Consider the following 19637-nt stretch of genomic DNA (forward strand, 5'->3'; position numbering starts at 1 on the left):
TTGTCCACAGCGGCGCGTCGGCGTCCGATCTTCTCTGTACGGATGTATAGGCTCGTGCTCGATGTCTCGCCCCACCAGCCACCGCACCCCTCGTGCCACCGTGCGCCTCCGCCTCGCCGTCACCGGACTGGCACTCGCGGGCCTGGTCGGCACGGTCGTCGTCGATGCACCCACCGCCCAGGCGGCGACCTACCCCACGTGGGACGAGGTCAAGAACGCCCGCGGCAAGGAATCCGCGAAGCAGGGACAGATCACCGAGATCAAGGGCATCATCAGCGACCTCGACGCCAAGGTCGAGGCCGCCCAAGCGAAGGCGCAGGAGCTCGGACAGGTGTTCTTCGACGCCCAGTCCGATGCCCAGGACGCCGCAGAAGAAGAGCAGCAGCTCCGCGCGAAGGCGGACGAGCACGCGAAGGTCGCCGAGCAGAGCGCGGCGCAGGCCGGCCAGTTCGCCGCGCAGATGGCCCGCTCCGGCGGTGCCGACGTCACGACCTCGGTGCTCACCAAGGGCGACGATGCGCGCGACCTGCTCTACGACCTCGGCGCGCTGAGCAAGCTGTCCGAACAGGCCGAACGCGTGCAGGCCGCCGCGGCCGTCGACGCCGGCGTCACCCGTTCGCTCGAGGCCCAGGCCGACCGCGCTGCTGCGGAGCTCGAGCGGCTCGCCGCGAAGGCCGAGGCCCGCATGCAAGAGGCACAGGCCGCCTCCGACGCCGTGCAGACCGCGTACGACGAACAGCAGTCGAACAAGGCCCGGCTCGACGCCCAGCTCGCGACCCTGGTCTCCGGTCGCGTCCGGACCGAGGCGGAGTTCGCCAAGGGTGAGCAGATCCGCAAGGCGGCCGAGGCGAAGGCTGCGCGCGAGGCCGAAGCCCGTGCCGCCCGAGAACTGGCCGCAGCAGCAGCGGCAGCGAACGCCGGCAGCGGGTCGTCCGGCGGTGGTGGCGGCTCCGGCAGCAGCGGCTCGGGCAGTGGCGGTTCCGCCGGCTCGGGTGGCGGTCAGGGCTGGGTCCGTCCGGCCAGCGGCTACGTCATCAGCCCCTACGGCTACCGCGTGCACCCGATCACCGGGATCGTCACCAAGCACGACGGCACCGACCTCGCCAGCGGCTGCTCGACACCGATCGTCGCAGCATCCGCCGGCACCATCGACTACGTCGGCTGGTACGGCGGCTACGGCAACTACGTCCGCATCAACCACGGCAACGGCGTGCAGACGGCCTACGGGCACATCGTCAACGGCGGGTTCCGGGTCAGCCCGGGACAGCAGGTCTCCGCGGGGCAGCTCATCGCCCTCGTCGGGTCGACCGGTGCATCCACCGGGTGCCACAGCCACGTCGAGGTGCACATCAACGGCGCCACGACCGACCCGGTGCCGTTCATGTCCGCGCGGGGCGTCGCCTTCTAGTCCCCGAGGTCGTCCACGTCGGCGTTCCAGAGCGCCCGGTACCAGGCCGTCCGCTCTGCGTCGTCGGGCAGCCCGTACGCCTGGTGGAACAGCGGCTCCCACCCCGGCCCGTAGTTCCAGCCCAGCGCCATCGTCGCCACCGCCAGGTCGGCCCATCGGTCCGCGACACCCGTGGCGTCCAGGTCGACGTGCCCGCTCCACCGGCCATCGGCACCGATGAGCGTGTTCGGCGTGCAGGGGTCTCCGTGGCACACCACGACGCGGTCGGCGGGCGGCTCCGGGCCCAGGCGGTCCGTGTCGGCACCAGCCGCCCGCGCCCGGACGAGCCGCGCCGCCGTGGACCACTCGAAGGGGCAGTCGTCCACCGGCAGGGTGTCGTGGAACGCACGGAGCCCCTCACCGACCGCGATCACGGCGGTCCGCGGTTCGTCGTGCCAGCGCGGGTCGACGGCGCTCCACCCGGGCACGGCACGCGTGCGCAGCCACACGCCGTCGGCATCGGCACCGTGGTCGAGCACCTCGGGTACCCGCACGTACTGCGAGGCCCACTCCAGGCGCGCGGCCTCGTCGCCGATCCACCGGCCGTAGGCGTGCGGCAGGACCTTGACGAACTCGTCGGCGTGCTCGTCCGGGCCGATCCGGAACGTCGTGCCGCCGATCTCGTTGTGCCAGACCAGGGCGACCTCGCGGCCCCGGGCGGCCTCCACGACCACCCGCGGCACGGGGACGGAGTCCGGCCCCGGCAACCCGCCGATCGAGCGCACCACGACGGACCTAGTGCACGCGGTCCGGGCGCGAGGATCCGGCCCCACCGCGCGCGATCTCGAGCAGGACCGGCAGGCGTTCGCCGAGCAGGGCGTCCAGGTCGGCCACGACGGCCTCGACCCGTTCGGTGACCTCGCGCGGTGAGGCGCCTCGGCGAGGACGGACCCGCACCCGGATCGCCCGGCCACCGCGGACGCGGTAGACGTCGACCGCGAGCGAGGCCACCTGCGGCAGCTCCCCGATCGCCGAGGACAGCGCGTGCTGCACGGCCGTCGACTCGACGCGCACCGAACCGGCGACGCCGTCGGCTGATCCGTCGCTCTCGACGACGGTGCCCTCGCGGCCACCGCCGAGCGTCGTCAGCACCACGATCGCCAGGATGCCGAGGACGACCCCGCCGCCGAGCACCCACGTCCACGACAGCAGGGAGTCATCGCGCGCCGTGTCCGTGCCGAGGCCCGCGAGTGCATCGCCCGCCGTGCGCCACCAGGACGCCACGAGCGGCAGGCCCTGGGCCGTCTGCACCAGGATCGCGCCGACCCCGGCGACGAGCAGGACGAGCCCGACGACGACGAGCGCCGCCCGGCCCAGGCCACGGTTGGTCGCGTTCATCCGTCCACCCGTCCGGTCGGCTGGACGCGGACCCGCGCAGCGAGGGCGGGCAGCGCGTCGATCGCGGCGAACTCGTGCTCGACGGCCTCGGTCGCAGCCACTGCCGGCACGTCGACGCCGGCGGCGGGGCGCAGCACGACCTCGACGGTCCGGCGGCCCACGGTGCCGACGGCAGCGTCCTGGCCGAGGCGTGTGGCCGAGCGGGCAGCGCGGGCAGCAGCAGAGGCGAGCACCTCGTCGTCGACCACGACGGCGAGCCGGTCGGACGCCATCGCGTGGCGCGGACGCCGCTGCGGCAGGAGCCCCTGCAGCACAAGCACCAGGCCGACGAGGGCGACGATCGCCGCGATCCCGACGACGAGCGTGGGGTCGAGGCCGTCCGGCGCGGCGAGGGCGACGTCCACCACGGCGCGCGGGTCGACGCCGAGGACGTTCTGGTCGAGCAGCACGAGGGCACCGGCGAAGACGGCAGCGGCTGCGAGCACGAGGGTGATGAGCATCGCGATGACGACGGCGCCGGAGCGGGACACGTGTGTCTCACGGCGGAGCAGGCGGCGGTACGTGGCGGCGTGCTCGCCGTGCGACGGAGCGGCGGTCACCGGACCCTCCGCGGCACGTCGACGACCGACGACGCGAACGTCACGGTCACCCGGGACACCTGTCGGCCGGTGATGGTCCGGAGCCGCTCGGCGATCGTGCCGCGGGCGCGGTGCGCGCTCGTGACGACGGGTTCGTCGGGGACCGCGTGGCTCCCCAGCACGGGCAGGGTGAGCGGGGCGGTGATCTCGACCGCCAGCGCGCCGCGGCCGTCGTCGGAGACCCGGGCACGGACCTCCCGGAAGGCCACGCGCAGCGCTTCGGCGGCGACCGCCTGGGCGGTGTGCACCAGCGCCGACGTGCCGATGCGGTCGGAGCCGCGGAGCCGGACGCCGCTGTCGCCGACCGTGGCGACGGCGGCGTCGGTCACGACGAGCTCCGGCGTCCGCGCAGCACGTCGACCAGGCGACGCACGTCGACCTCACCGGCGACGATGCGGGCGACCAAGCCACCGACGGCCGTGCAGACGGCGACGACCACGAACGCCCAGAACCCGAGGGTCACCGCGACGATCGCGAGGAGGGCGCCGACGCCCATCCCGACGACGGTGGCGTTCACCGGACCCGGCCCTCGCGGACGACGCCGTCGAGGTCGTCGGCGGTGCCGTTCAGTGCGGGGATGTTCACGTCGTTGATCGCGATGTTGACCTCGGTGACCTCGAGCCCGACGAGCTCGGTGACGGCGCTCGTGACGGCGGCGCGCACCGCGGTGGCGACGTCCATCATCGGCGTCGGGTAGTCCACGACGATCGTCAGGTCGACGGCGACCTGGGTCTCGCCGACCTCGACGCGGACGCCCTGGCCGAGCGCGCTCGACCCGATCGCGTCGCGGATGGCGCCGAAGGCCCGGGCAGCGTTGCCGCCGAGGGCGAAGACGCCGGGGACGTCACGTGCGGCGATGCCCGCGACCTTGGCGACCACGGTGTCGTCGATGATCGTCCTGCCCTTGGCCGTGACCTGCGTGGTGGTGGTCCCGGTCGTGGTGCCGGTCGCGGTGCCGGTCGTCGCGGTCCCGTCGACGCGGTTCGTCGTCGATGCCATTGCTGCCTCCGATGCGATCGATTCCTGGTGTTCCAGCGAACACCATCGTGCCGTACCCCGGCCGAGGATGGGCGTGCCGGTAGGTTCGATCCCATGCGCGTGGCGACCTGGAACGTGAACTCCGTCCGCACCCGAGTGGGGCGGGTCGTCGACTGGCTGGTGCGCGAGGACGTCGACGTCCTCGGCATGCAGGAGATCAAGTGCAAGCCGGAGCAGTTCCCGGTGCAGGCGTTCGAGGACGCCGGCTACCACGTCGAGGCGCACGGCCTGAACCAGTGGAACGGTGTCGCGTTCGCCAGCCGCCTGCCGATGGAGGACGTGACCCGCGACTTCCCCGGCCAGCCCGGCTTCCTCAAGGGGCACGAGGGGCCGGACCTGCCCGTCGAGGCCCGGGCCATCGGCGTCACCGTCGACGGCGTGCGGCTCTGGAGCCTGTACGTGCCGAACGGGCGCGAGGTCGGCGACCCGCACTACACGTACAAGCTCGACTGGCTCGCGCAGCTGGCCGACCGCACCGCCGACTGGATCGCTGCTTCGCCGGAGACCCCGCTCGCGCTGATGGGCGACTGGAACGTCGCGCCGCTCGACACCGACGTGTGGGACGTCCGCGTGTTCGAGGGGCACACCCACGTCAGCGAACCCGAACGTGACGCCTTCCGGGCGTTCGAGACGGCGGGGCTGCAGGACGTCGTCCGGCCGATCGTCCCCGACGGTTACACCTACTGGGACTACAAGCAGCTGCGGTTCCCGCGCAACGAGGGCATGCGCATCGACTTCGTGATGGGCTCGCAGGCCTTCGCCGACGTCGTCACCGACGCCTCGATCCACCGCAACGAGCGGAAGGGCGACGCCCCGAGCGACCACGTGCCCGTGGTGGTCGACCTCGACCTGGACACGTCGCTCGACGACGACCGTCCGATGATCTTCTGAGCCCGTCCGGTTCTGTTACGTCCCGGGTCCACCCGCGTTGAGCGGGGCGGAGGCCGGACGTAGGTTTCCTGCACCGAACCCCTTCGAGAGCAGGTGAAGCCATGTCCCGTACGACGATCCTTCCCATCCAGCGCGTCATGGCGAACGCGGCCCCCGGCGCTTGGCGCGACGGCATCGTCGTCGAGACCCGTCCCGCCGACGCCGTCGTGGTGTTCCTGGACGGCGGCGTGACCCAGCTCCGGGTGGCGGACGCCGACGCCTTCCTGTCGGTCGGCGACCCGGTCGCCCACCACCCGGTGGCGGAGATCCTCAGTGCCGGCGGTCGTCAGACCACGGCGCGCAGCGCGTAGCTCGGGCTCGTCGGCTCAGGCAGACATCGAGGCGAGCATCGCCTCGCACTTCGCGACCATCTCGTCGCAGGCCATGGCGCAGTAGCGGCACGACTCGTCCATGTCCATGTGCCCCCGGCACTCGGCGGCGCACATCGTGCCCATCGTCATCACGGCCATGAGCATCGCCCGCATGCTCGGCAGGTCCATGCCGGCCGGACGCATCATCATGCGCATGCCCGTGTCGGCCATCATCGCCGTGTTGGAGCACATCGCGGCGCAGGTGGCCATCTCGCCGCCCGTGCGCATGTCGCTCGCGGAGCACATCGTCGCGGCCATCGACGCGGCGTTCATCGCCATCATCGTGTCCTGCATCAGGTCCGTGTCCATCGCCGCGGGCATGTCCGTCATCGACATGTTCTTCATCATCGCCATCGTGTCCATCGGAGGTCTCCGTCCGTCGTGGTCCCGAGGCGGGTCCGCCCCGTGGGTGTCAGCGTACGCGCGCCCCCGATGCGCTTCGTGAGCAGGAATGGTCGGGTCGGTGACCGCGACCCGACCGTTCCTGCTCACCATCCGCAGTGCGCGCGACCCCACGGCGGACGGGAGGACCGGTGCGGCCCCGCCACGGGCCTCCCGTCCGCCGCGCGGTGCGACCAGGGCCGCTACGGGTGCAGCAGCGCGGCGATCGCGACCAGGACGGGTACCGAGCCGATCGTCGAGATGAGCACGACGTCGCGGGCCACGGGCACCGCCGCACCGTAGCGCTGCGCGTAGTTGAACACGTTCTGCGCCGCGGGCAACGCCGCCAGGGTGGTGAGCACGAAGACGTCCTGGTCGCCGAGCCCGAACACGAACCGTGCGAACACGTACGCGACCGCCGGCATCACCACGAGCTTGATCGACGACGCCACGATGACGTCCGTCCGGATCGCCGGGTCCCGCAGCGGTGCGGCACCGTGCAGGCTCATCCCGAACGACAGCAGGACGACGGGCACGGCAGCCGCGCCGACCAGCGAGAACGGCTCGAGGACGGGGTCGGGCAGCGAGGTGCCGGTCGCCGAGAACACCAGGCCGACCAGCGAGGCGATGATGATCGGGTTCCGGAACGGCCCGGAGATCCGGCGTCCCCAGCCGCCGGCGCCCGACGTCGCGGCGTCGAGGATCGTCAACGCGACCGGCGCGATGACGATGAGCTGCAGCAGGATCACCGGCACGACCGCCGTCGCCTGCCCGAGCACGTAGACGGCCACCGGCAGGCCGATGTTGTTCGCGTTCACGTAGCTCGCGGCCAGGGCGCCGACCGTCGTGGTGGTGACCGGACGCCGCAGCACGAACCGGAAGACGGCCGCCGCTCCGAGTGCGACGACCGCGGCGCTCAGCAGTGAGACCCAGAGCATCGGGGACAGCAGCGACTCGATGTCGGCCGAGGCGATGGTGTGGAAGAGCAGGCAGGGCATGAGCACGAAGAACGCGAGGCGACTCATCACGAACTGCGCGTGCGGGCCGAGCAGTCCGATGCGCCCGACGACGTACCCACCGGCGATGATCGCGCCGATGATCGCGAAGCCGGTCAACACGCCACCCATCGCGTCCATCCTTGCACCATGTGACGTCGCTCAGGTCGGAAATGCGTTCGCATCGAATACCATTGCAGGCACCATGACCTCGACGAACGCCGACACCCTCACCCGGTCCACCGACTCCAGCCAGCCCCTCGTGCCCCTGCTCGAAGAGCGCTGGAGCCCCCGTTCCTACGACGAGACCGCGACGATCTCGGACGAGCAGTTCGACGCCGTCCTCGAGGCCGCCCGCTGGGCCGCGTCGGCCATGAACTTCCAGCCCCGCCGCTTCATCGCGGGCCGTCGTGGCACCGAGACGTTCCGCAAGATCAACGAGAACCTGCTCGGCTTCAACGCCGCCTGGGCCTTCCGTGCCAGCGCCCTCGTCGTCGGCGTGCTCGAGACCGTGACCGAGGACGGCGACGAGCGTCCCTTCGCGCAGTACGACCTCGGCCAGTCGCTCGCCGCCCTGACCGTCCAGGCGCACGCCGAGGGCCTGCACGTGCACCAGATGGCGGGCATCGACGCCGCCGGCCTGCGCGCAGCGTTCGACCTGCCGGAGCGTTTCCTGCCCTTCACCGTCACGGCCATCGGCACCGTCGCCCACCCGTCGCAGCTCGACGAGAAGGCGGCCGAGCGCGAGGTCGCTCCGCGCACCCGTCTGCCCCTCGACGAGGTCGTGCTCGTCAAGGAGTAGTCCTCGGCACCAACGTCCGGCCGCGTCCCTGTGGGGCGCGGCCGCTGTCGTCTCCGCTGCCGCCGCCGCGTAGTATGTAGTGACATGCAGCCCGAGATGAACTTCTACACCCGCAAGTGGGTCCGCCCCGAGGACCTCAACGCCAACGGCACCCTGTTCGGCGGCAGCCTGCTCCGCTGGATCGACGAAGAGGCCGCGGTCTACGCGATCATCCAGCTCGGCAACGGCAAGGTCGTCACGAAGTACATGTCGGAGATCGAGTTCGTGTCCTCGGCGAAGGAGGGCGACATCGTCGAGATCGGCCTCGTCGCCACCCGCTTCGGCCGCAGCTCGCTCACCATGCGGGCCGAGGCGCGCAACCTCTTCACGCACCGCAGCATCCTCACCATCGACGAGGTCGTGTTCGTGAACCTCGACGACGACGGCAACCCGGCGCCGCACGGCTACACGGACATCACGTACGACCGCGACCGGGTCCCCGCGACGCACCGCGCCTGACCCGCGTGACCCCGCAGACATCGCGCAGCAGTCGCGTGCGGTGAACACAGCACCCGGCATGTGATCGGTGGCCTCTGGCAGGATCGGGACATGACCACGCCCCGCCTCGTCGCCTTCGACCTGGACGACACCCTCGCCCCGTCGAAGTCCTCCCTCGACCCCCGCATGCTCGAGACCTTCGCGTCCCTGCTCGAGGTCGTGCCGGTCGCGGTCATCTCCGGCGGCAACTTCACGCAGTTCGAGCAGCAGCTCGTCACCCCGCTCCGCCACCGCGACGGCCTGACCCTCGACGACCTGCACCTGCTGCCGACCTGCGGCACGCGGTACTACCGCTGGTCGGACGACGACTGGGCCCTGCAGTACACCGAGGACCTCACCGACGACCAGAAGGCACGCGCCCTCGCAGCGGTCGAGTCCGTCGCGAAGGACGCCGGCTACTGGGAGTCCGAGACCTGGGGCGACATCCTCGAGGACCGCGGGTCGCAGATCACCTTCTCCGCGCTCGGCCAGGCCGCTCCGGTCGACGTCAAGAAGCAGTGGGACCCGACCGGCGCGAAGAAGGACGACCTGCGTCGCCGGGTGCAGGCGGAGCTCCCCGACCTCGAGGTCCGATCCGGCGGCTCGACCAGCGTGGACATCACCCGCAAGGGCATCGACAAGGCGTACGGCATGCAGCGTCTCGCCGAGATCACCGGCATCGCGCTCGACGACATGCTCTTCGTCGGCGACCGGCTCGACCCCGAGGGCAACGACTACCCGGTGAAGGCCCTTGGAGTGCCGTGCCACGCGGTCGAGGGCTGGGAGGACACTGACGCCTTCCTGACCGAGCTGATCCCGACCCTGCGCTGACGGCGCGTCAGCCGACGGCGCGGAAGCCGACGGCGCGTCAGCCGACGGCGCGGAAGCCGATGGCGCGTCAGCCCAGGCTGCGGACGGCCTCGACGAAGGCGCGGATCTTCGCCGGGTCCTTCACGCCGCGCTCCGACTCGACGCCGCTCGACACGTCGACGCCGTCGGGGTCGAGCGCCTCGACCGCGGCCACGACGTTGGCGGGGGTCAGGCCGCCCGCCAGGATCCAGGCCTCGTCGATCCCGCCCTCGATCACGGCGGGGTCGATCAGCCGACCGCTGCCCGGCACGGCGGCGTCGAGCAGCAGCAGGTCGTGATCGTACGAGGCGCGCTGCTCGGCAGTCTCGCGCAGGTAGTCCTCGGCTGCGAGGGCCCGGATGGTGAAGAACCCGGCGTCGCGGGCTCGGGCGAAGTCGGTCGCGGCCTCGCCCCCGTGCAGCTGCAGGGTGGTGAGCCCGACCTCGGACGCGATGCCGACGATCTCGTCGATCTTCTGGTCGCGGAAGACCCCGACGGCGTCGATGCCGTCCGGCAGCCGCTCGACGAGTTCCTTCGCCAGGTCGGCCGTCACGGTGCGGGGGCTGTTCGCGGCGAAGACGAAACCGACCGCGTCGGCGCCCGCGTCGACGGCGGCGTCCACGGTGTCGGGCGTCGACAGGCCGCAGATCTTGATCCAGCGCTGGTCGGTCATGCTGTCCATCCTGCCAGGGACCACGGACGAACGGGACGCGCGGGCGACCTCAGTGCAGCATGCCCGCGACGTAGGCGGAGCCGCACGCGACCAGCACGCCGAACGCCGCGAACGAGCCCACGAGCACGTTCCGCCGGCGCCAGCGGCGGACGGCCGAGAAGGTCCCGCGCTTCGCGTGCCGGTGGGCCGCACGGTGCATCCGGTGGTCCCGCTGGTGCTTGACCCGCTCCGGTCCGAGCGGCACCGGGCCGGTGACCTGCGTGGAGCCCCCGCGCAGGGCGTTCGCGATCGCGACCGCGGTCGGACGACGCTCCGGGTCGCGGGCGGTCATCCGGCTGAGCAGTTCACGCCACTCCGAGGCGACGTCGTCGGGGATCTCGGGGTCGTGCCGCAGGCGAGCCAGTGCCGCCTCGATCAGGGTGCCCGAGTACTCCTGCTTGCCGGTGAGGGACTCGAGCAGCACCAGTCCGAGCGAGTACACGTCGGTGGCGAAGCTGATCGGCTCACCGGCAACCTGCTCGGGGCTCAGGTACGCCGCCGTTCCGATGATCGTGCCGTCGTTCGTCAGGCGGGAGCCGTCGACGAAGTGCGCGACGCCGAAGTCGGTGAGCTTCACGGTCCGGGCGAAGCCGGACGAGCCCTCGTCGCTGATCAGGATGTTGGCGGGCTTGACGTCCCGGTGCACGATGCCCCGCGAGTGCACGTACGCCAGGGCATCGGCGAGCTGGGCGCCGAGGTCGGCCACTTCGTAGTTGTGCAGGGCCCCCTCGGACAGTCGGCGCAGCAGCGTCGTGTCGGCGATGAGCTCCATCACGATGAACCGGTGCGGGCCGTCGGGGAAGTCGTGCGTGCCGGCGTCGTAGAGCGGGATGAGCCCGGGGTGCGACAGCATGCTGAGGAGCCGGATCTCGCGCTCCTGCCGGACGCGGTCGGCCGTCGTCATCTTGTCCGGGGTCGCGAAGAGCTTCACGGCGACGGCGCGGTAGGTGTGCTCGTCGCGGGCTTCGTAGACGGTCCCCATGCCGCCCGTGCCGATGAGCTTCACCAGCCGGTACCGGCCCGACAGGACCGTCTCCGTCCGCAAGCCGTCCAGCATGGTCATGGGTTCCGTCGTTCCGTCGAGAGCCGCAGGTTCCGCGGCTGCTGCCGACGTGTTGGCTCATGAGAAACGGTACGCGTCCGACCCCGCTTTTGTGCGGGTGTTATGACATCGTGATCGGCGTACTTCCCTGTGTTCATGCGGATGCATCAGGGTACCGTTCGACCTCCGATGAGGGTGAGCGATCACGCAAGGAGGACAGCGATGGCACTGACGAAGGGTGACGAGGTGCACTGGAACACCTCGCAAGGGAAGACGACCGGGAAGCTCGTCCAGAAGCGCACCAGCGACTTCGAGTTCGACGGTCAGACGTTCAAGCCGACCGACGACGATCCGTACTGGATCGTCGAGTCGGAGAAGAGCGGCAAGCGGGCCGCGCACAAGGAGTCGGCGCTGACGAAGGCCTGACGACGAGCGGCTCAGTCGCGGGCGGGCTCGGCGCGACGACGACCTCGTGCGCCCCCGCTCGCGGCTCCGTCGCCGGTGCCGCCTCCGTCCACGCGACGGTCCGCCCGCCACCGACGGACCCGCCGGACGACGAACGTCACGACGACGACCGCGATCGCGACGTAGAGCACCCGGTCGATCCACTCGGTGTACTGCTCGACACGATCGTACTGCGAGCCGAACGCGGCGCCGAGGAGCACGAGCGCGCTGTTCCAGATGCCACTCGCGATGATCGTGAACACCGAGAAGGTGCCGAGGTGCATCCGGTCGGCTCCCGCGGGCAGGGAGATGAGGCTCCGGACGATGGGGACGAACCGACCGAAGAACACGGCGCTCTTGCCGTGCCGGTGGAACCACCCGGCGGCCTTGCGGAAGTCGTCCTCGTCGACCAGGGGGAGCTTGCCGAACCACCGCGTGGTGCGCTCGAACCCGATCTTCGCGCCGAGCCAGTAGAGCACCAACGCACCGAGGTAGGACCCGAGCGTCGCCAGCACGAGGACGAGCACGAGGTTCATCTGCCCGGCACCCGCCAGGAACCCGGCCAGCGGCAGGATGAGCTCGGACGGGATCGGCGGGAACACCGTCTCGACGAAGAGCATGAGCGCCACGCCCCACTCCCCCAGGGCGTCGATGATCTGGAGCACGAGACCGGAGAGTCCGCCCAGGTCCGAGGGAGCGGTGGAGTCGCCGGTGGCGACGGTCATGGCACGGGCGGTCACGGCAGTCGTCATGCCCCCAGCATCCCTGAGCGCCCTGTCAGGACCCGGCGCGGCACCTGGGCGTCAGCCGAGTCCCATGTGCGAGGTCCGCACGTGCGTCAACGACCGCGCGAGGGCACCGCGGGCGACGGCGTCACGACCGACCGTCGACGGGACGATCTCGACGGGGTGCCGGAGCTCGGGCGTGACCACCGCGGCGAGCGCCTCGGCGAACACCGGAGCCGCCGGCAGGACCTCGCCCCCGACGACCACGACCTCGGGATCGATCGTCGTGACGAGCTGCACGACGCCCGGTGCCACGTCGTCCGCGAAGGCGCGGACCACGTCGACCGCCGCCGGGTCCGGGCCGTCCCCGCCGCCGTGGCCCGGCGCTGCGCCCCCGCGCCCGGCCGCGACGAAGACCGACTCGAGGTCCGTGTCGGACGCGATCCGGGCCTCCAGGCGGGCCGGCGCACCGGGCCACCCGGTCGAGGCCAGCCCGCCCATCTCGCCAGCCGCACCGCGCGCTCCGCGCGCCAACACCCCGTCGATGACGTAGGCCGCACCGATCTGCCGGCCCATCACCAGGTACAGGCCGTCCTGGACGCCCCGGAAGCGCCCCCACATCGCCTCGGCGGTGGCGGCGAGCTTCGCGTCGTTGTCGAAGAACGTCGCGATGCCGGGGAAGAGGTCCTGGATCCGGCCGGGCACGCGGCGCTCGACCCACTCCGGCACGGCGACCGTGTAGTCGATCTCGCCGGCACGGTCGACGACGGCGGGGACGCCGAACGTGGCGGCGAGGACCGGGGACGCCTCCGCGTCGGCCGTCAGGCGTCGGACCACGTCCTGCACGCTCGTCCAGGCCTGCTCCGCGTCGGCGAGGTCCGCGTAGCGCTCCTCGACCCGGGTGAGGGTGTTCCCGCGCAGGTCGGCGCGGATGCCCACGATGCCGTGCAGTCCGAGGTCGACACCGAGCACGGAACCGGCGGTGGCGTCCGCCGCGAAGCGCTTGGCCCGGCGGCCGGCCTTGTTCGGGGTGGCGATCGCCTCGGCCTCCGTCACCCAGCCCTCGTCGACCAGGTCTGCGAGCGCCGCCTCGACCGTGGGGCGGGAGAGCCCGACGGTGCGGCTGAGCTCGGTCACGGTGCGCGACGCGTCGTCGCGCAGGAGCTCGTCGAGGATGGCCCGGGAGTTCATGAGTCGGAGCACGCCCGGCGTCGTCCCCACGACACTCGGGATCGTTGACACGGTCTCGCCCACGGCCATAGCCTCCACATTACGAAAGATCATTGAGGAATGGTGGACTCCGACATGCTCATCCCACGACCGCGTCGCGCCGTCCCCGGCACCGGCGCCTTCGAGATCACCCCGTCGACCCGCATCGCAGCCGACGCAGCGAGCGGATCGGTCCGACTGTACCTGCAGCAGACGCTGCGGGCGTCGACCGGCCAGCCGGTCCGGGACGCAGCGGACGACGGGGCGGCCTCCGCCGACGTGTCGGTCCGGACGGGCGTCATCTCGCTGCGTGTCACCGACGATCCCTCCCTGCCCGCCGGCCCGCCGTCGCCCGACGGCGAGCGCGCCGAGTCCTTCCGCCTGTCCGTCACACCCGACGGCGTGGACGTCGCCGGCGGCTCGGCCGCCGGCGTGTTCTACGGCGTCCAGGCGCTCCTCCAGCTGCTGCCCGCCGACGTGTACCGGAGCGGCCGCGTCGGCACCGGGCCGTGGTCCGTCCCGTCGACCATCGTCGAGGACGCGCCCGCCTTCGCCTGGCGCGGCGTCATGCTCGACGTCGCCCGGCACTTCCGCACCAAGCACGAGGTCATGCGCGTCGTCGACCAGCTCGCGGCGCACCGGATCAACCGGCTGCACTTCCACCTCACCGAGGACCAGGGCTGGCGCATCGAGATCCGGAAGTACCCGCGCCTGACCGAGGTCGGGTCGTGGCGGCGTGAGTCCCAGGTGGGCGCGCACGTCCCCGACGCCGACGGCGTGCTGCAGCCCGCAGCGTTCGACGGCCGCCCGCACGGCGGGTACTACACGCAGGACGACATCCGCGAGATCGTCGCCTACGCGGCGGACCGGTTCGTCACCGTGGTCCCCGAGATCGAGACGCCCGGACACGTCCGTGCCGCGTTGGCCGCCTACCCGTCGCTCGGCGTGCACCCCGAGACACCGGTGGAGGTCTGGACCGAGTGGGGCATCGCCGACGACGTCCTGAACGCCGACGACAGCACCGTCGACTTCTTCAAGGACGTCCTCGACGAGGTCATCGCGCTCTTCCCCTCCCGCTACATCGGCATCGGCGGCGACGAGTGCCCGAAGGTGCAGTGGGTCGAGGACCCCCGCACGCAGGAGCGCATGCGTTCACTCGGGCTCGAGGACGAAGAGCAGCTGCAGGCCTGGATCATCGGGCAGCTCGCGGCACACGTCGCCTCGCACGGGCGGCAGGCGTTCGGCTGGGACGAGATCCTCGAGGGCGGCACGCTCGACCCCTCGGCGACCATCGTGTCGTGGCGCGGTCTGACCGGCGCCCGGACGGCGGCGAAGCGCGGGCACGACGTGATCTCGTCGCCCGACGACCAGGCCTACCTCGACTACCGCCAGAGCGACCTGGCGACCGAGCCGATCCCGGTGTCGATCGTGCTGACGGTCGACGACGTGTTCGCCTTCGACCCGGTGCCGTCCGGCCTGACCGAGTCCGAGCGCGCCCACGTCATCGGCGGCCAGGGCAACATGTGGACGGAGCACGTCGACACCGCCCGGAAGCTCGACTACCAGCTGTTCCCCCGTGTGGCAGCCCTGGCCGAGGCGCTCTGGTCGGCGGACGTCACCGGTCCGCGCGACGTCGCCGAGTTCCGCGGGCGGCTGGCCGAGCACACCGCGCGGCTCGAGGCGATGGGGATCGAGTACCGGCACGAGGCCGGGCCGTTCCCGTGGGAGCAGCGTCCCGGTGTTCCGGGGCGGCCGCACTCGCGTGAGGACCGTGCCGCCTACATCGACGCGATCACGGCGAACATCGCGGAGTAGCCGGGCGCTCACGCAGCACGCGGGCGTGCTCACGCGCTCGCGCACGCACCGCGCCGAGGTTCCACGACCCGCCGCTCACTTCCGCCGAGGTTCCACGCGGGCCCCGCGTGCGGCCGTGAGGTTCCGAGATCTCGGAACCCCACGGGGTGGCCGCGGCCACGCGAGGACGGGAGGCCCGGTGCCAGCTGGCACCGGGCCTCCCGTCCGCCCCTCGTGCCGTCACCTGCGCGGGACGCCGTCGTCCGCGTGCGACGCTGTCCCGCACGCGAGACGCCGCCGTACCCGGCGGCGTCTCGGTGACTGCGCGGCGTCTCGGTGAGACGCCGTCGTCCTAGGCGGCGACCGGCGCGCGCTGTCCGACGGTCTCGCCGGCCACGGCGGCCTCGTCACCAGCCGCGGCGTCCGCCGCCGGGGCCCGACGCACCCACTTCTTCAGCCCGACCAGGACCAGCGCGGACACGATCGTGCCGGCCAGGATCGCGACGATGAACATCGCGACGTCACCGATGGCGAAGAACACGAAGATCCCACCGTGCGGCGCCCGCGAGGTCACACCGGCAGCCATCGAGATCGCACCCGTGACCGCGGCACCGACCATCGACGCCGGGATGACACGCAGCGGGTCGGCGGCCGCGAACGGGATCGCACCCTCGGAGATGAAGGACGCTCCGAGCAGCCAGGCGGCCTTGCCGTTCTCGCGCTCGGGCTTCGTGAACCCCTTGCGGTACAGGACGGTCGACGCGAGCGCCAGGGCGAGCGGCGGCACCATGCCGGCTGCCATGACGGCGGCCATGATCTCGAACGGCACGACGTTCGTGGCGGTCCCGGCACCGAGCCCGGCGACGGCGAACGCGTAGGCCACCTTGTTGACCGGGCCACCGAGGTCGAACGCCATCATCAGGCCGAGGATGATGCCGAGCAGGATCGCCGAGGCGCCGGACAGCGAGTTGAGGAACTCGGTCAGCTGTGTCATCAGCCAGGCGATCGGTCCACCGAGCACGAGCAGCATGAGGCCGGAGGCGATGATCGACGCGAAGAGCGGGATGATCACGACGGGCATCAGGCCGCGCAGCCAGCGCCAGGTCGGGATGCGCCCGATCCAGTACGCGGCGGCACCGGCGATGAGGCCGCCGATCAGGCCGCCGAGGAACCCGGCGTTCATGAACACGGCGATGGAGCCGGCGACGAAGCCGGGCGCGATGCCGGGTCGGTCGGCCATGGCGTAGGCGATGTACCCGGCGAGCGCTGCGACGAGGAAGCCGAGCGACACGGAGCCGATCTGGAACGCAGCGGCACCGAGGTAGTAGCGGAGCCCCTCCGGCGGCAGGTCGACCAGGTTGTAGTGCTGGAGCGCGAAGACCGCGTTGTTGACGCCGTCGTCACCGTGGGTGAGTGCGATGCCGTACCCGGCGAGCAGGAAGCCGAGCGCGATGAGCAGCCCGCCGCCCGCGACGAACGGGATCATGTAGCTGACGCCGGTGAGCAGCCAGCGCTTCAGCGCCTGGCCGAAGTGCTCGTTCTTCGTGTTCGTCTCGGTCGTGGCGGCACCGCCCTGGACCCGCGCGGCGTTCGGGTCGTCCGAGGCGCGGATGGCCTCGGCGATCATCTTGTCGGGCTCGTCGACGCCGCGCTTGACGGGGCCGGAGACGAGGGGCTTGCCGGCGAAGCGACCGCGGTCGCGGACGTCGACGTCGACCGCGAACACGACGGCGTCGGCGCGGGCGATGAGGGCCGGGTCGAGGGGCTCGACCTGCGAGGAGCCCTGGGTCTCGACGTGCATCTCAGCGCCGGCGCGCTGCGCCGCGGCGACGAGGGCGTCAGCCGCCATGTAGGTGTGCGCGATGCCGGTCGGGCAGGCGGTGACGCCGACGAAGACCTTGCGGCCCGGCGCCGGTGCGGCGGTCGGACTGGAGGCACTGCTCGCCTTCCCGACGCCGGCTTCGGACACCTCGCCGCTCACCTCGCGGTCGACCAGCTGGACGATCTCGTCCGGGGTCGCTGCGGCGCGCAGGGCGGCGGTGAAGTCGTCGCGGATGAGGGCCCGGGCCAGCGTCGAGAGGACCGTCAGGTGGTCCTTGTCGGCCCCCTCGGGCACGGCGATCATGAACACGATGTCGGCGTCGCCGTCCGGGGCGCCGAACGACACCTTCCGGGCGAGACGCGCGAACGCCAGGGTCGGCTCGGACACCGACGCCGAACGGGCGTGCGGGATCGCGATGCCGCCGGGCACGCCGGTGCCGACGCTGGCCTCGCGCTTGATGGCGTCCTCGGCCAGCACCCGGCCGTCGGCGGCGCGGCCGGTCGCGGCGACGCGGTCGGCGAGGACGCGGATGACGTCGGCCGAGGTGGCACCGAGGTCCTCGTCGAGGCCGACGAGCTGGGCGCTGATGAGGCGCGGACTCGAGTCTGCGGACATGTGCTTGCTCCTTCGCAATGGCGCTGGTCGCGCGGGTCGTGCAGGTGTTCGGGGAGTGGGGGTGTTCTGGCTGGGCGGGGTCAGGCGGGCTCGGGTGCCGGGTGCGTGGTGAGCACCTGGACCGAGATCGCCGTCGGGTCGGTGTGGTCGAGGGCGGGGACGTCACTGCCGGGCAGGGCTGCGGCTGCGGCTCCGGTCGCGACGGCCTGGGCGAGGCGCTGCTCGGGCGACGCTCCGGCCACCTCGGCGAGCAGGTAGCCCGCGAGCGAGGAGTCCCCTGCGCCGACGGTGGAGCGGGCGACGATCCGCGGTGCTGCGGCGGCGAAGGCACCCTCGTCCGACACCAGCACGGCGCCGGCGCTGCCGAGGGTCAGCAGGACCGAGCCGACGTTCCGGTCGCGCAACCGCTCTGCAGCGGCGACGGCGGCGTCGAGGTCCTGCTCGTAGGTGTCCGGGTCGCCGCCGACGACCTCGGCGAGCTCCTCGGCGTTCGGCTTGACCAGGTCGATCCGCTCGCCGGACTGCAGCAGTGCGGTGAACGGGACGCCGGACGAGTCGACCGCGATCCGGACGTCCTCACCGTGGCGTGCACGGACGGCACGCACGAGCACGGCGAGCGCGTCGTCGGGGAGTCCGGGCGGGAGCGATCCGGCGAAGACCACCCAGCGGGCGGCGGGTCCGGTGGCGGTCGCCGCGGCAGTGTCGGCGACCAGGTCGGCCAGGTCGTCCAGCCGACCGGCGAGCGACGGACCGGGCTCGTTGAGCTTCGTGGTGGTGCCGGTCGGCTCGGTCACGGTGACGTTCGAGCGGAGCGGCGCACCGATCGGCAGGGCGGCGGTCGGGATGCCGCGCGTGGCGAGCCCGAGCAGCACGGGGTCGAGCTCGTCGCCGGGCAGCACGGCGATGGTGTCCCCACCGCTCGCGACCACGACCCGGGACACGTTGACGCCCTTGCCGCCGGGCTCCGCGGTGGAGCGGGTGGCGCGCTGGACGGCGCCGCGCTGCAGTTCGCCGGAGAGCTCGATGGTGCGGTCGAGGCTCGGGTTCGGCGTGACGGTGACGATGCGGCGGCTCATGCGACGACGACCTCGACGTCGGCGTCGGTCAGGGCACCGGCGAGGTCGGCCGGCGGCTCCTGGTCGGTGACCACGGTGTCGATCTCGTCGAGCCGGGCGAAGCGCATCAGGGCCTCGACCCCGTGCTTCGCGGCGTCGGCGAGCACGACGGCTCGGCGGGCGGCGAGGACGTAGGCGCCCTTGACGGCGGCCTCGTACTCGTCCGGGGTGCTCAGCCCGAAGCCGGCGGACAGGCCGTTCGTGCCGACGAACGCGATGTCGGGCCGCAGGGCGCTGATCTGCTCGACGGTGGCGGTGCCGACGGCGGCGCTCGTGACCCCGCGCACCCGGCCACCGAGCAGGTGCAGCTCGACGTGCTCGCTGTGCTGCAGGGTCGCGGCGATCGGGACGGAGTTCGTGATGACGGTGAGGGTCGCGCCGGCGGTGGCGGGTTCCCACCGTGCGAGTTCAGCGGCGACGGCGGCGCAGGTGGTGCCGGCGTCGATCGCGATCGACCCGGTGAAGGTCGAGGGCACGAGGCGCATCGCGGCGCGGGCGATCTCGGACTTCGCGGAACCGTGCTGCCCCTCGCGCTCGGCGACGGAGAGTTCGACGACGCTCGAGCGGCCGATCGGCACCGCTCCCCCGTGCACGCGGCGCAGGACCCCGGCGGACTCGAGCGAGTCGAGGTCACGGCGCACGGTCTCGGTGGTGACGTCGAAGTGCTCGGCCAGGTCGGCGACGGAGACCCGGCCGGCGTCCTGCAGCGCTGCTGCGATGGCGTCGTGCCGCTCGGTTGCGTACATGCCCGAACTCCTTCGTTCCCGTGGGTTTCAGGAACCATAAGCCACAAACCCACACAAACACAACCACCCCGCCCTCGCCCGCCTCCCCGCTCCCTCCCCCGAGGTTCC

General features: G+C 72.0%; 23 protein-coding genes. 8 read left to right on the forward strand and 15 right to left on the reverse strand.

Going from position 1 to position 19637, the window contains the following annotated elements:
* The first annotated feature begins 61 nt into the window (after positions 1-61).
* Positions 62-1408: a M23 family metallopeptidase gene (locus tag OGL88_RS09915; protein WP_263091237.1), complete on the forward strand. Its 1347-nt coding sequence runs from the start codon at positions 62-64 to the stop codon at positions 1406-1408.
* On the opposite strand, the gene OGL88_RS09920 is transcribed toward OGL88_RS09915, so the two are convergent.
* From OGL88_RS09920 to OGL88_RS09945, 6 genes are read right to left on the reverse strand one after another with little or no spacing between them, the layout of a single operon-like run.
* Positions 1405-2175 carry an aminoglycoside 3'-phosphotransferase gene (locus OGL88_RS09920; protein ID WP_263091238.1) on the reverse strand — a complete coding sequence of 257 codons (771 nt, stop codon included), beginning with the start codon at positions 2173-2175 and terminating at the stop codon, positions 1405-1407. The genes OGL88_RS09915 and OGL88_RS09920 overlap by 4 nt on opposite strands.
* 7 nt (positions 2176-2182) lie before the next feature.
* Positions 2183-2785, reverse strand: coding sequence for an alkaline shock response membrane anchor protein AmaP (locus OGL88_RS09925; RefSeq protein WP_263091239.1), 603 nt, complete (start codon positions 2783-2785; stop codon positions 2183-2185).
* Positions 2782-3384, reverse strand: coding sequence for a hypothetical protein (locus OGL88_RS09930; protein WP_263091240.1), 603 nt, complete (start codon positions 3382-3384; stop codon positions 2782-2784). Before OGL88_RS09930 ends, OGL88_RS09925 begins: the two co-directional genes overlap by 4 nt.
* Positions 3381-3752, reverse strand: coding sequence for a hypothetical protein (locus tag OGL88_RS09935; RefSeq protein WP_111086172.1), 372 nt, complete (start codon positions 3750-3752; stop codon positions 3381-3383). Before OGL88_RS09935 ends, OGL88_RS09930 begins: the two co-directional genes overlap by 4 nt.
* Complete coding sequence (locus OGL88_RS09940) at positions 3749-3940, reverse strand: DUF2273 domain-containing protein (protein WP_263091241.1); 192 nt, start codon at positions 3938-3940, stop codon at positions 3749-3751. The genes OGL88_RS09935 and OGL88_RS09940 overlap by 4 nt, the downstream gene beginning before the upstream one ends.
* Positions 3937-4422 (reverse strand): Asp23/Gls24 family envelope stress response protein, encoded by a 486-nt coding sequence (locus OGL88_RS09945; RefSeq protein ID WP_263091242.1) that lies wholly within the window; start codon positions 4420-4422, stop codon positions 3937-3939. The genes OGL88_RS09940 and OGL88_RS09945 overlap by 4 nt, the downstream gene beginning before the upstream one ends.
* A 93-nt stretch (positions 4423-4515) precedes the next feature.
* Between OGL88_RS09945 and OGL88_RS09950 the strand changes: the two genes are divergently transcribed.
* Both OGL88_RS09950 and OGL88_RS09955 read left to right on the forward strand, forming a co-directional pair.
* The gene (locus OGL88_RS09950; RefSeq protein WP_205463821.1) at positions 4516-5352 is read left to right on the forward strand and encodes an exodeoxyribonuclease III; all 837 of its coding nucleotides are present in this window, start codon (positions 4516-4518) and stop codon (positions 5350-5352) included.
* 101 nt (positions 5353-5453) lie between these two features.
* Positions 5454-5702 (forward strand): nuclease, encoded by a 249-nt coding sequence (locus OGL88_RS09955; protein WP_123937443.1) that lies wholly within the window; start codon positions 5454-5456, stop codon positions 5700-5702.
* A 15-nt stretch (positions 5703-5717) separates the two neighbouring features.
* Here OGL88_RS09955 and OGL88_RS09960 read toward each other — a convergent pair whose 3' ends face one another.
* Together OGL88_RS09960 and OGL88_RS09965 are read right to left on the reverse strand one after the other, a co-directional pair.
* Entirely contained in the window at positions 5718-6125 is a 408-nt protein-coding gene (locus OGL88_RS09960) for an aldehyde dehydrogenase (RefSeq protein WP_263091243.1), read from the reverse strand.
* 221 nt (positions 6126-6346) lie between these two features.
* Positions 6347-7270 carry an AEC family transporter gene (locus OGL88_RS09965; protein WP_205463819.1) on the reverse strand — a complete coding sequence of 308 codons (924 nt, stop codon included), beginning with the start codon at positions 7268-7270 and terminating at the stop codon, positions 6347-6349.
* Positions 7271-7343: 73 nt separating this feature from the next.
* On the opposite strand from OGL88_RS09965, the gene OGL88_RS09970 reads away from it, so the two are divergent.
* From OGL88_RS09970 to OGL88_RS09980, 3 genes are all read left to right on the forward strand, one after another.
* A complete protein-coding gene (locus OGL88_RS09970) occupies positions 7344-7940 on the forward strand; it encodes a nitroreductase family protein (RefSeq protein ID WP_111086179.1) in 597 nt (198 codons plus the stop codon).
* Between the two features lie 84 nt (positions 7941-8024).
* Positions 8025-8438, forward strand: coding sequence for an acyl-CoA thioesterase (locus tag OGL88_RS09975; RefSeq protein ID WP_111086180.1), 414 nt, complete (start codon positions 8025-8027; stop codon positions 8436-8438).
* 90 nt (positions 8439-8528) lie between these two features.
* Positions 8529-9287 carry an HAD-IIB family hydrolase gene (locus tag OGL88_RS09980; protein ID WP_263091244.1) on the forward strand — a complete coding sequence of 253 codons (759 nt, stop codon included), beginning with the start codon at positions 8529-8531 and terminating at the stop codon, positions 9285-9287.
* A 67-nt stretch (positions 9288-9354) separates the two neighbouring features.
* Here OGL88_RS09980 and OGL88_RS09985 read toward each other — a convergent pair whose 3' ends face one another.
* Both OGL88_RS09985 and OGL88_RS09990 read right to left on the reverse strand, forming a co-directional pair.
* A complete protein-coding gene (locus tag OGL88_RS09985) occupies positions 9355-9978 on the reverse strand; it encodes a phosphoribosylanthranilate isomerase (protein WP_123293557.1) in 624 nt (207 codons plus the stop codon).
* A 49-nt stretch (positions 9979-10027) separates the two neighbouring features.
* A complete protein-coding gene (locus tag OGL88_RS09990; protein ID WP_263091245.1) occupies positions 10028-11080 on the reverse strand; it encodes a serine/threonine-protein kinase in 1053 nt (350 codons plus the stop codon).
* 201 nt (positions 11081-11281) lie between these two features.
* Between OGL88_RS09990 and OGL88_RS09995 the strand changes: the two genes are divergently transcribed.
* Positions 11282-11485, forward strand: coding sequence for a DUF2945 domain-containing protein (locus tag OGL88_RS09995; protein ID WP_123654508.1), 204 nt, complete (start codon positions 11282-11284; stop codon positions 11483-11485).
* Positions 11486-11496: 11 nt separating this feature from the next.
* On the opposite strand, the gene OGL88_RS10000 is transcribed toward OGL88_RS09995, so the two are convergent.
* Positions 11497-12255: a DedA family protein gene (locus OGL88_RS10000; RefSeq protein WP_263091246.1), complete on the reverse strand. Its 759-nt coding sequence runs from the start codon at positions 12253-12255 to the stop codon at positions 11497-11499.
* A 51-nt stretch (positions 12256-12306) separates the two neighbouring features.
* Entirely contained in the window at positions 12307-13482 is a 1176-nt protein-coding gene (locus OGL88_RS10005; RefSeq protein WP_263091247.1) for an ROK family transcriptional regulator, read from the reverse strand.
* A 36-nt stretch (positions 13483-13518) separates the two neighbouring features.
* On the opposite strand from OGL88_RS10005, the gene OGL88_RS10010 reads away from it, so the two are divergent.
* The gene (locus OGL88_RS10010) at positions 13519-15252 is read left to right on the forward strand and encodes a beta-N-acetylhexosaminidase (protein ID WP_263091248.1); all 1734 of its coding nucleotides are present in this window, start codon (positions 13519-13521) and stop codon (positions 15250-15252) included.
* 331 nt (positions 15253-15583) lie between these two features.
* On the opposite strand, the gene OGL88_RS10015 is transcribed toward OGL88_RS10010, so the two are convergent.
* The 3 genes from OGL88_RS10015 to OGL88_RS10025 all read right to left on the reverse strand — a co-directional run bounded on the left by OGL88_RS10015 (position 15584) and on the right by OGL88_RS10025 (position 19529).
* A complete protein-coding gene (locus OGL88_RS10015; RefSeq protein WP_263091249.1) occupies positions 15584-17668 on the reverse strand; it encodes a PTS fructose transporter subunit IIABC in 2085 nt (694 codons plus the stop codon).
* Between the two features lie 80 nt (positions 17669-17748).
* Positions 17749-18744 carry a 1-phosphofructokinase family hexose kinase gene (locus OGL88_RS10020; protein ID WP_263091250.1) on the reverse strand — a complete coding sequence of 332 codons (996 nt, stop codon included), beginning with the start codon at positions 18742-18744 and terminating at the stop codon, positions 17749-17751.
* Positions 18741-19529, reverse strand: coding sequence for a DeoR/GlpR family DNA-binding transcription regulator (locus tag OGL88_RS10025; protein ID WP_205463808.1), 789 nt, complete (start codon positions 19527-19529; stop codon positions 18741-18743). Before OGL88_RS10025 ends, OGL88_RS10020 begins: the two co-directional genes overlap by 4 nt.
* Positions 19530-19637 lie beyond the last annotated feature (108 nt).

The organism is Curtobacterium sp. RIT-PI-V (genome assembly GCF_025642935.1).
Classification (GTDB): domain Bacteria; phylum Actinomycetota; class Actinomycetes; order Actinomycetales; family Microbacteriaceae; genus Curtobacterium.

Coding starts and splice junctions, on each gene's coding strand:
- OGL88_RS09970 (WP_111086179.1), top strand. CDS start 7,344: ATGACCTCGACGAACGCCGACACCCTCACCCGGTCCACCGACTCCAGC.
- OGL88_RS10000 (WP_263091246.1), bottom strand. CDS start 12,255: ATGACGACTGCCGTGACCGCCCGTGCCATGACCGTCGCCACCGGCGAC.
- OGL88_RS09960 (WP_263091243.1), bottom strand. CDS start 6,125: ATGGACACGATGGCGATGATGAAGAACATGTCGATGACGGACATGCCC.
- OGL88_RS10015 (WP_263091249.1), bottom strand. CDS start 17,668: ATGTCCGCAGACTCGAGTCCGCGCCTCATCAGCGCCCAGCTCGTCGGC.
- OGL88_RS09985 (WP_123293557.1), bottom strand. CDS start 9,978: ATGACCGACCAGCGCTGGATCAAGATCTGCGGCCTGTCGACGCCCGAC.
- OGL88_RS09950 (WP_205463821.1), top strand. CDS start 4,516: ATGCGCGTGGCGACCTGGAACGTGAACTCCGTCCGCACCCGAGTGGGG.
- OGL88_RS09995 (WP_123654508.1), top strand. CDS start 11,282: ATGGCACTGACGAAGGGTGACGAGGTGCACTGGAACACCTCGCAAGGG.
- OGL88_RS10025 (WP_205463808.1), bottom strand. CDS start 19,529: ATGTACGCAACCGAGCGGCACGACGCCATCGCAGCAGCGCTGCAGGAC.
- OGL88_RS09915 (WP_263091237.1), top strand. CDS start 62: ATGTCTCGCCCCACCAGCCACCGCACCCCTCGTGCCACCGTGCGCCTC.
- OGL88_RS09980 (WP_263091244.1), top strand. CDS start 8,529: ATGACCACGCCCCGCCTCGTCGCCTTCGACCTGGACGACACCCTCGCC.
- OGL88_RS09955 (WP_123937443.1), top strand. CDS start 5,454: ATGTCCCGTACGACGATCCTTCCCATCCAGCGCGTCATGGCGAACGCG.
- OGL88_RS10020 (WP_263091250.1), bottom strand. CDS start 18,744: ATGAGCCGCCGCATCGTCACCGTCACGCCGAACCCGAGCCTCGACCGC.
- OGL88_RS09945 (WP_263091242.1), bottom strand. CDS start 4,422: ATGGCATCGACGACGAACCGCGTCGACGGGACCGCGACGACCGGCACC.
- OGL88_RS10010 (WP_263091248.1), top strand. CDS start 13,519: ATGGTGGACTCCGACATGCTCATCCCACGACCGCGTCGCGCCGTCCCC.
- OGL88_RS09925 (WP_263091239.1), bottom strand. CDS start 2,785: ATGAACGCGACCAACCGTGGCCTGGGCCGGGCGGCGCTCGTCGTCGTC.
- OGL88_RS09965 (WP_205463819.1), bottom strand. CDS start 7,270: ATGGGTGGCGTGTTGACCGGCTTCGCGATCATCGGCGCGATCATCGCC.
- OGL88_RS09975 (WP_111086180.1), top strand. CDS start 8,025: ATGCAGCCCGAGATGAACTTCTACACCCGCAAGTGGGTCCGCCCCGAG.
- OGL88_RS09990 (WP_263091245.1), bottom strand. CDS start 11,080: ATGACCATGCTGGACGGCTTGCGGACGGAGACGGTCCTGTCGGGCCGG.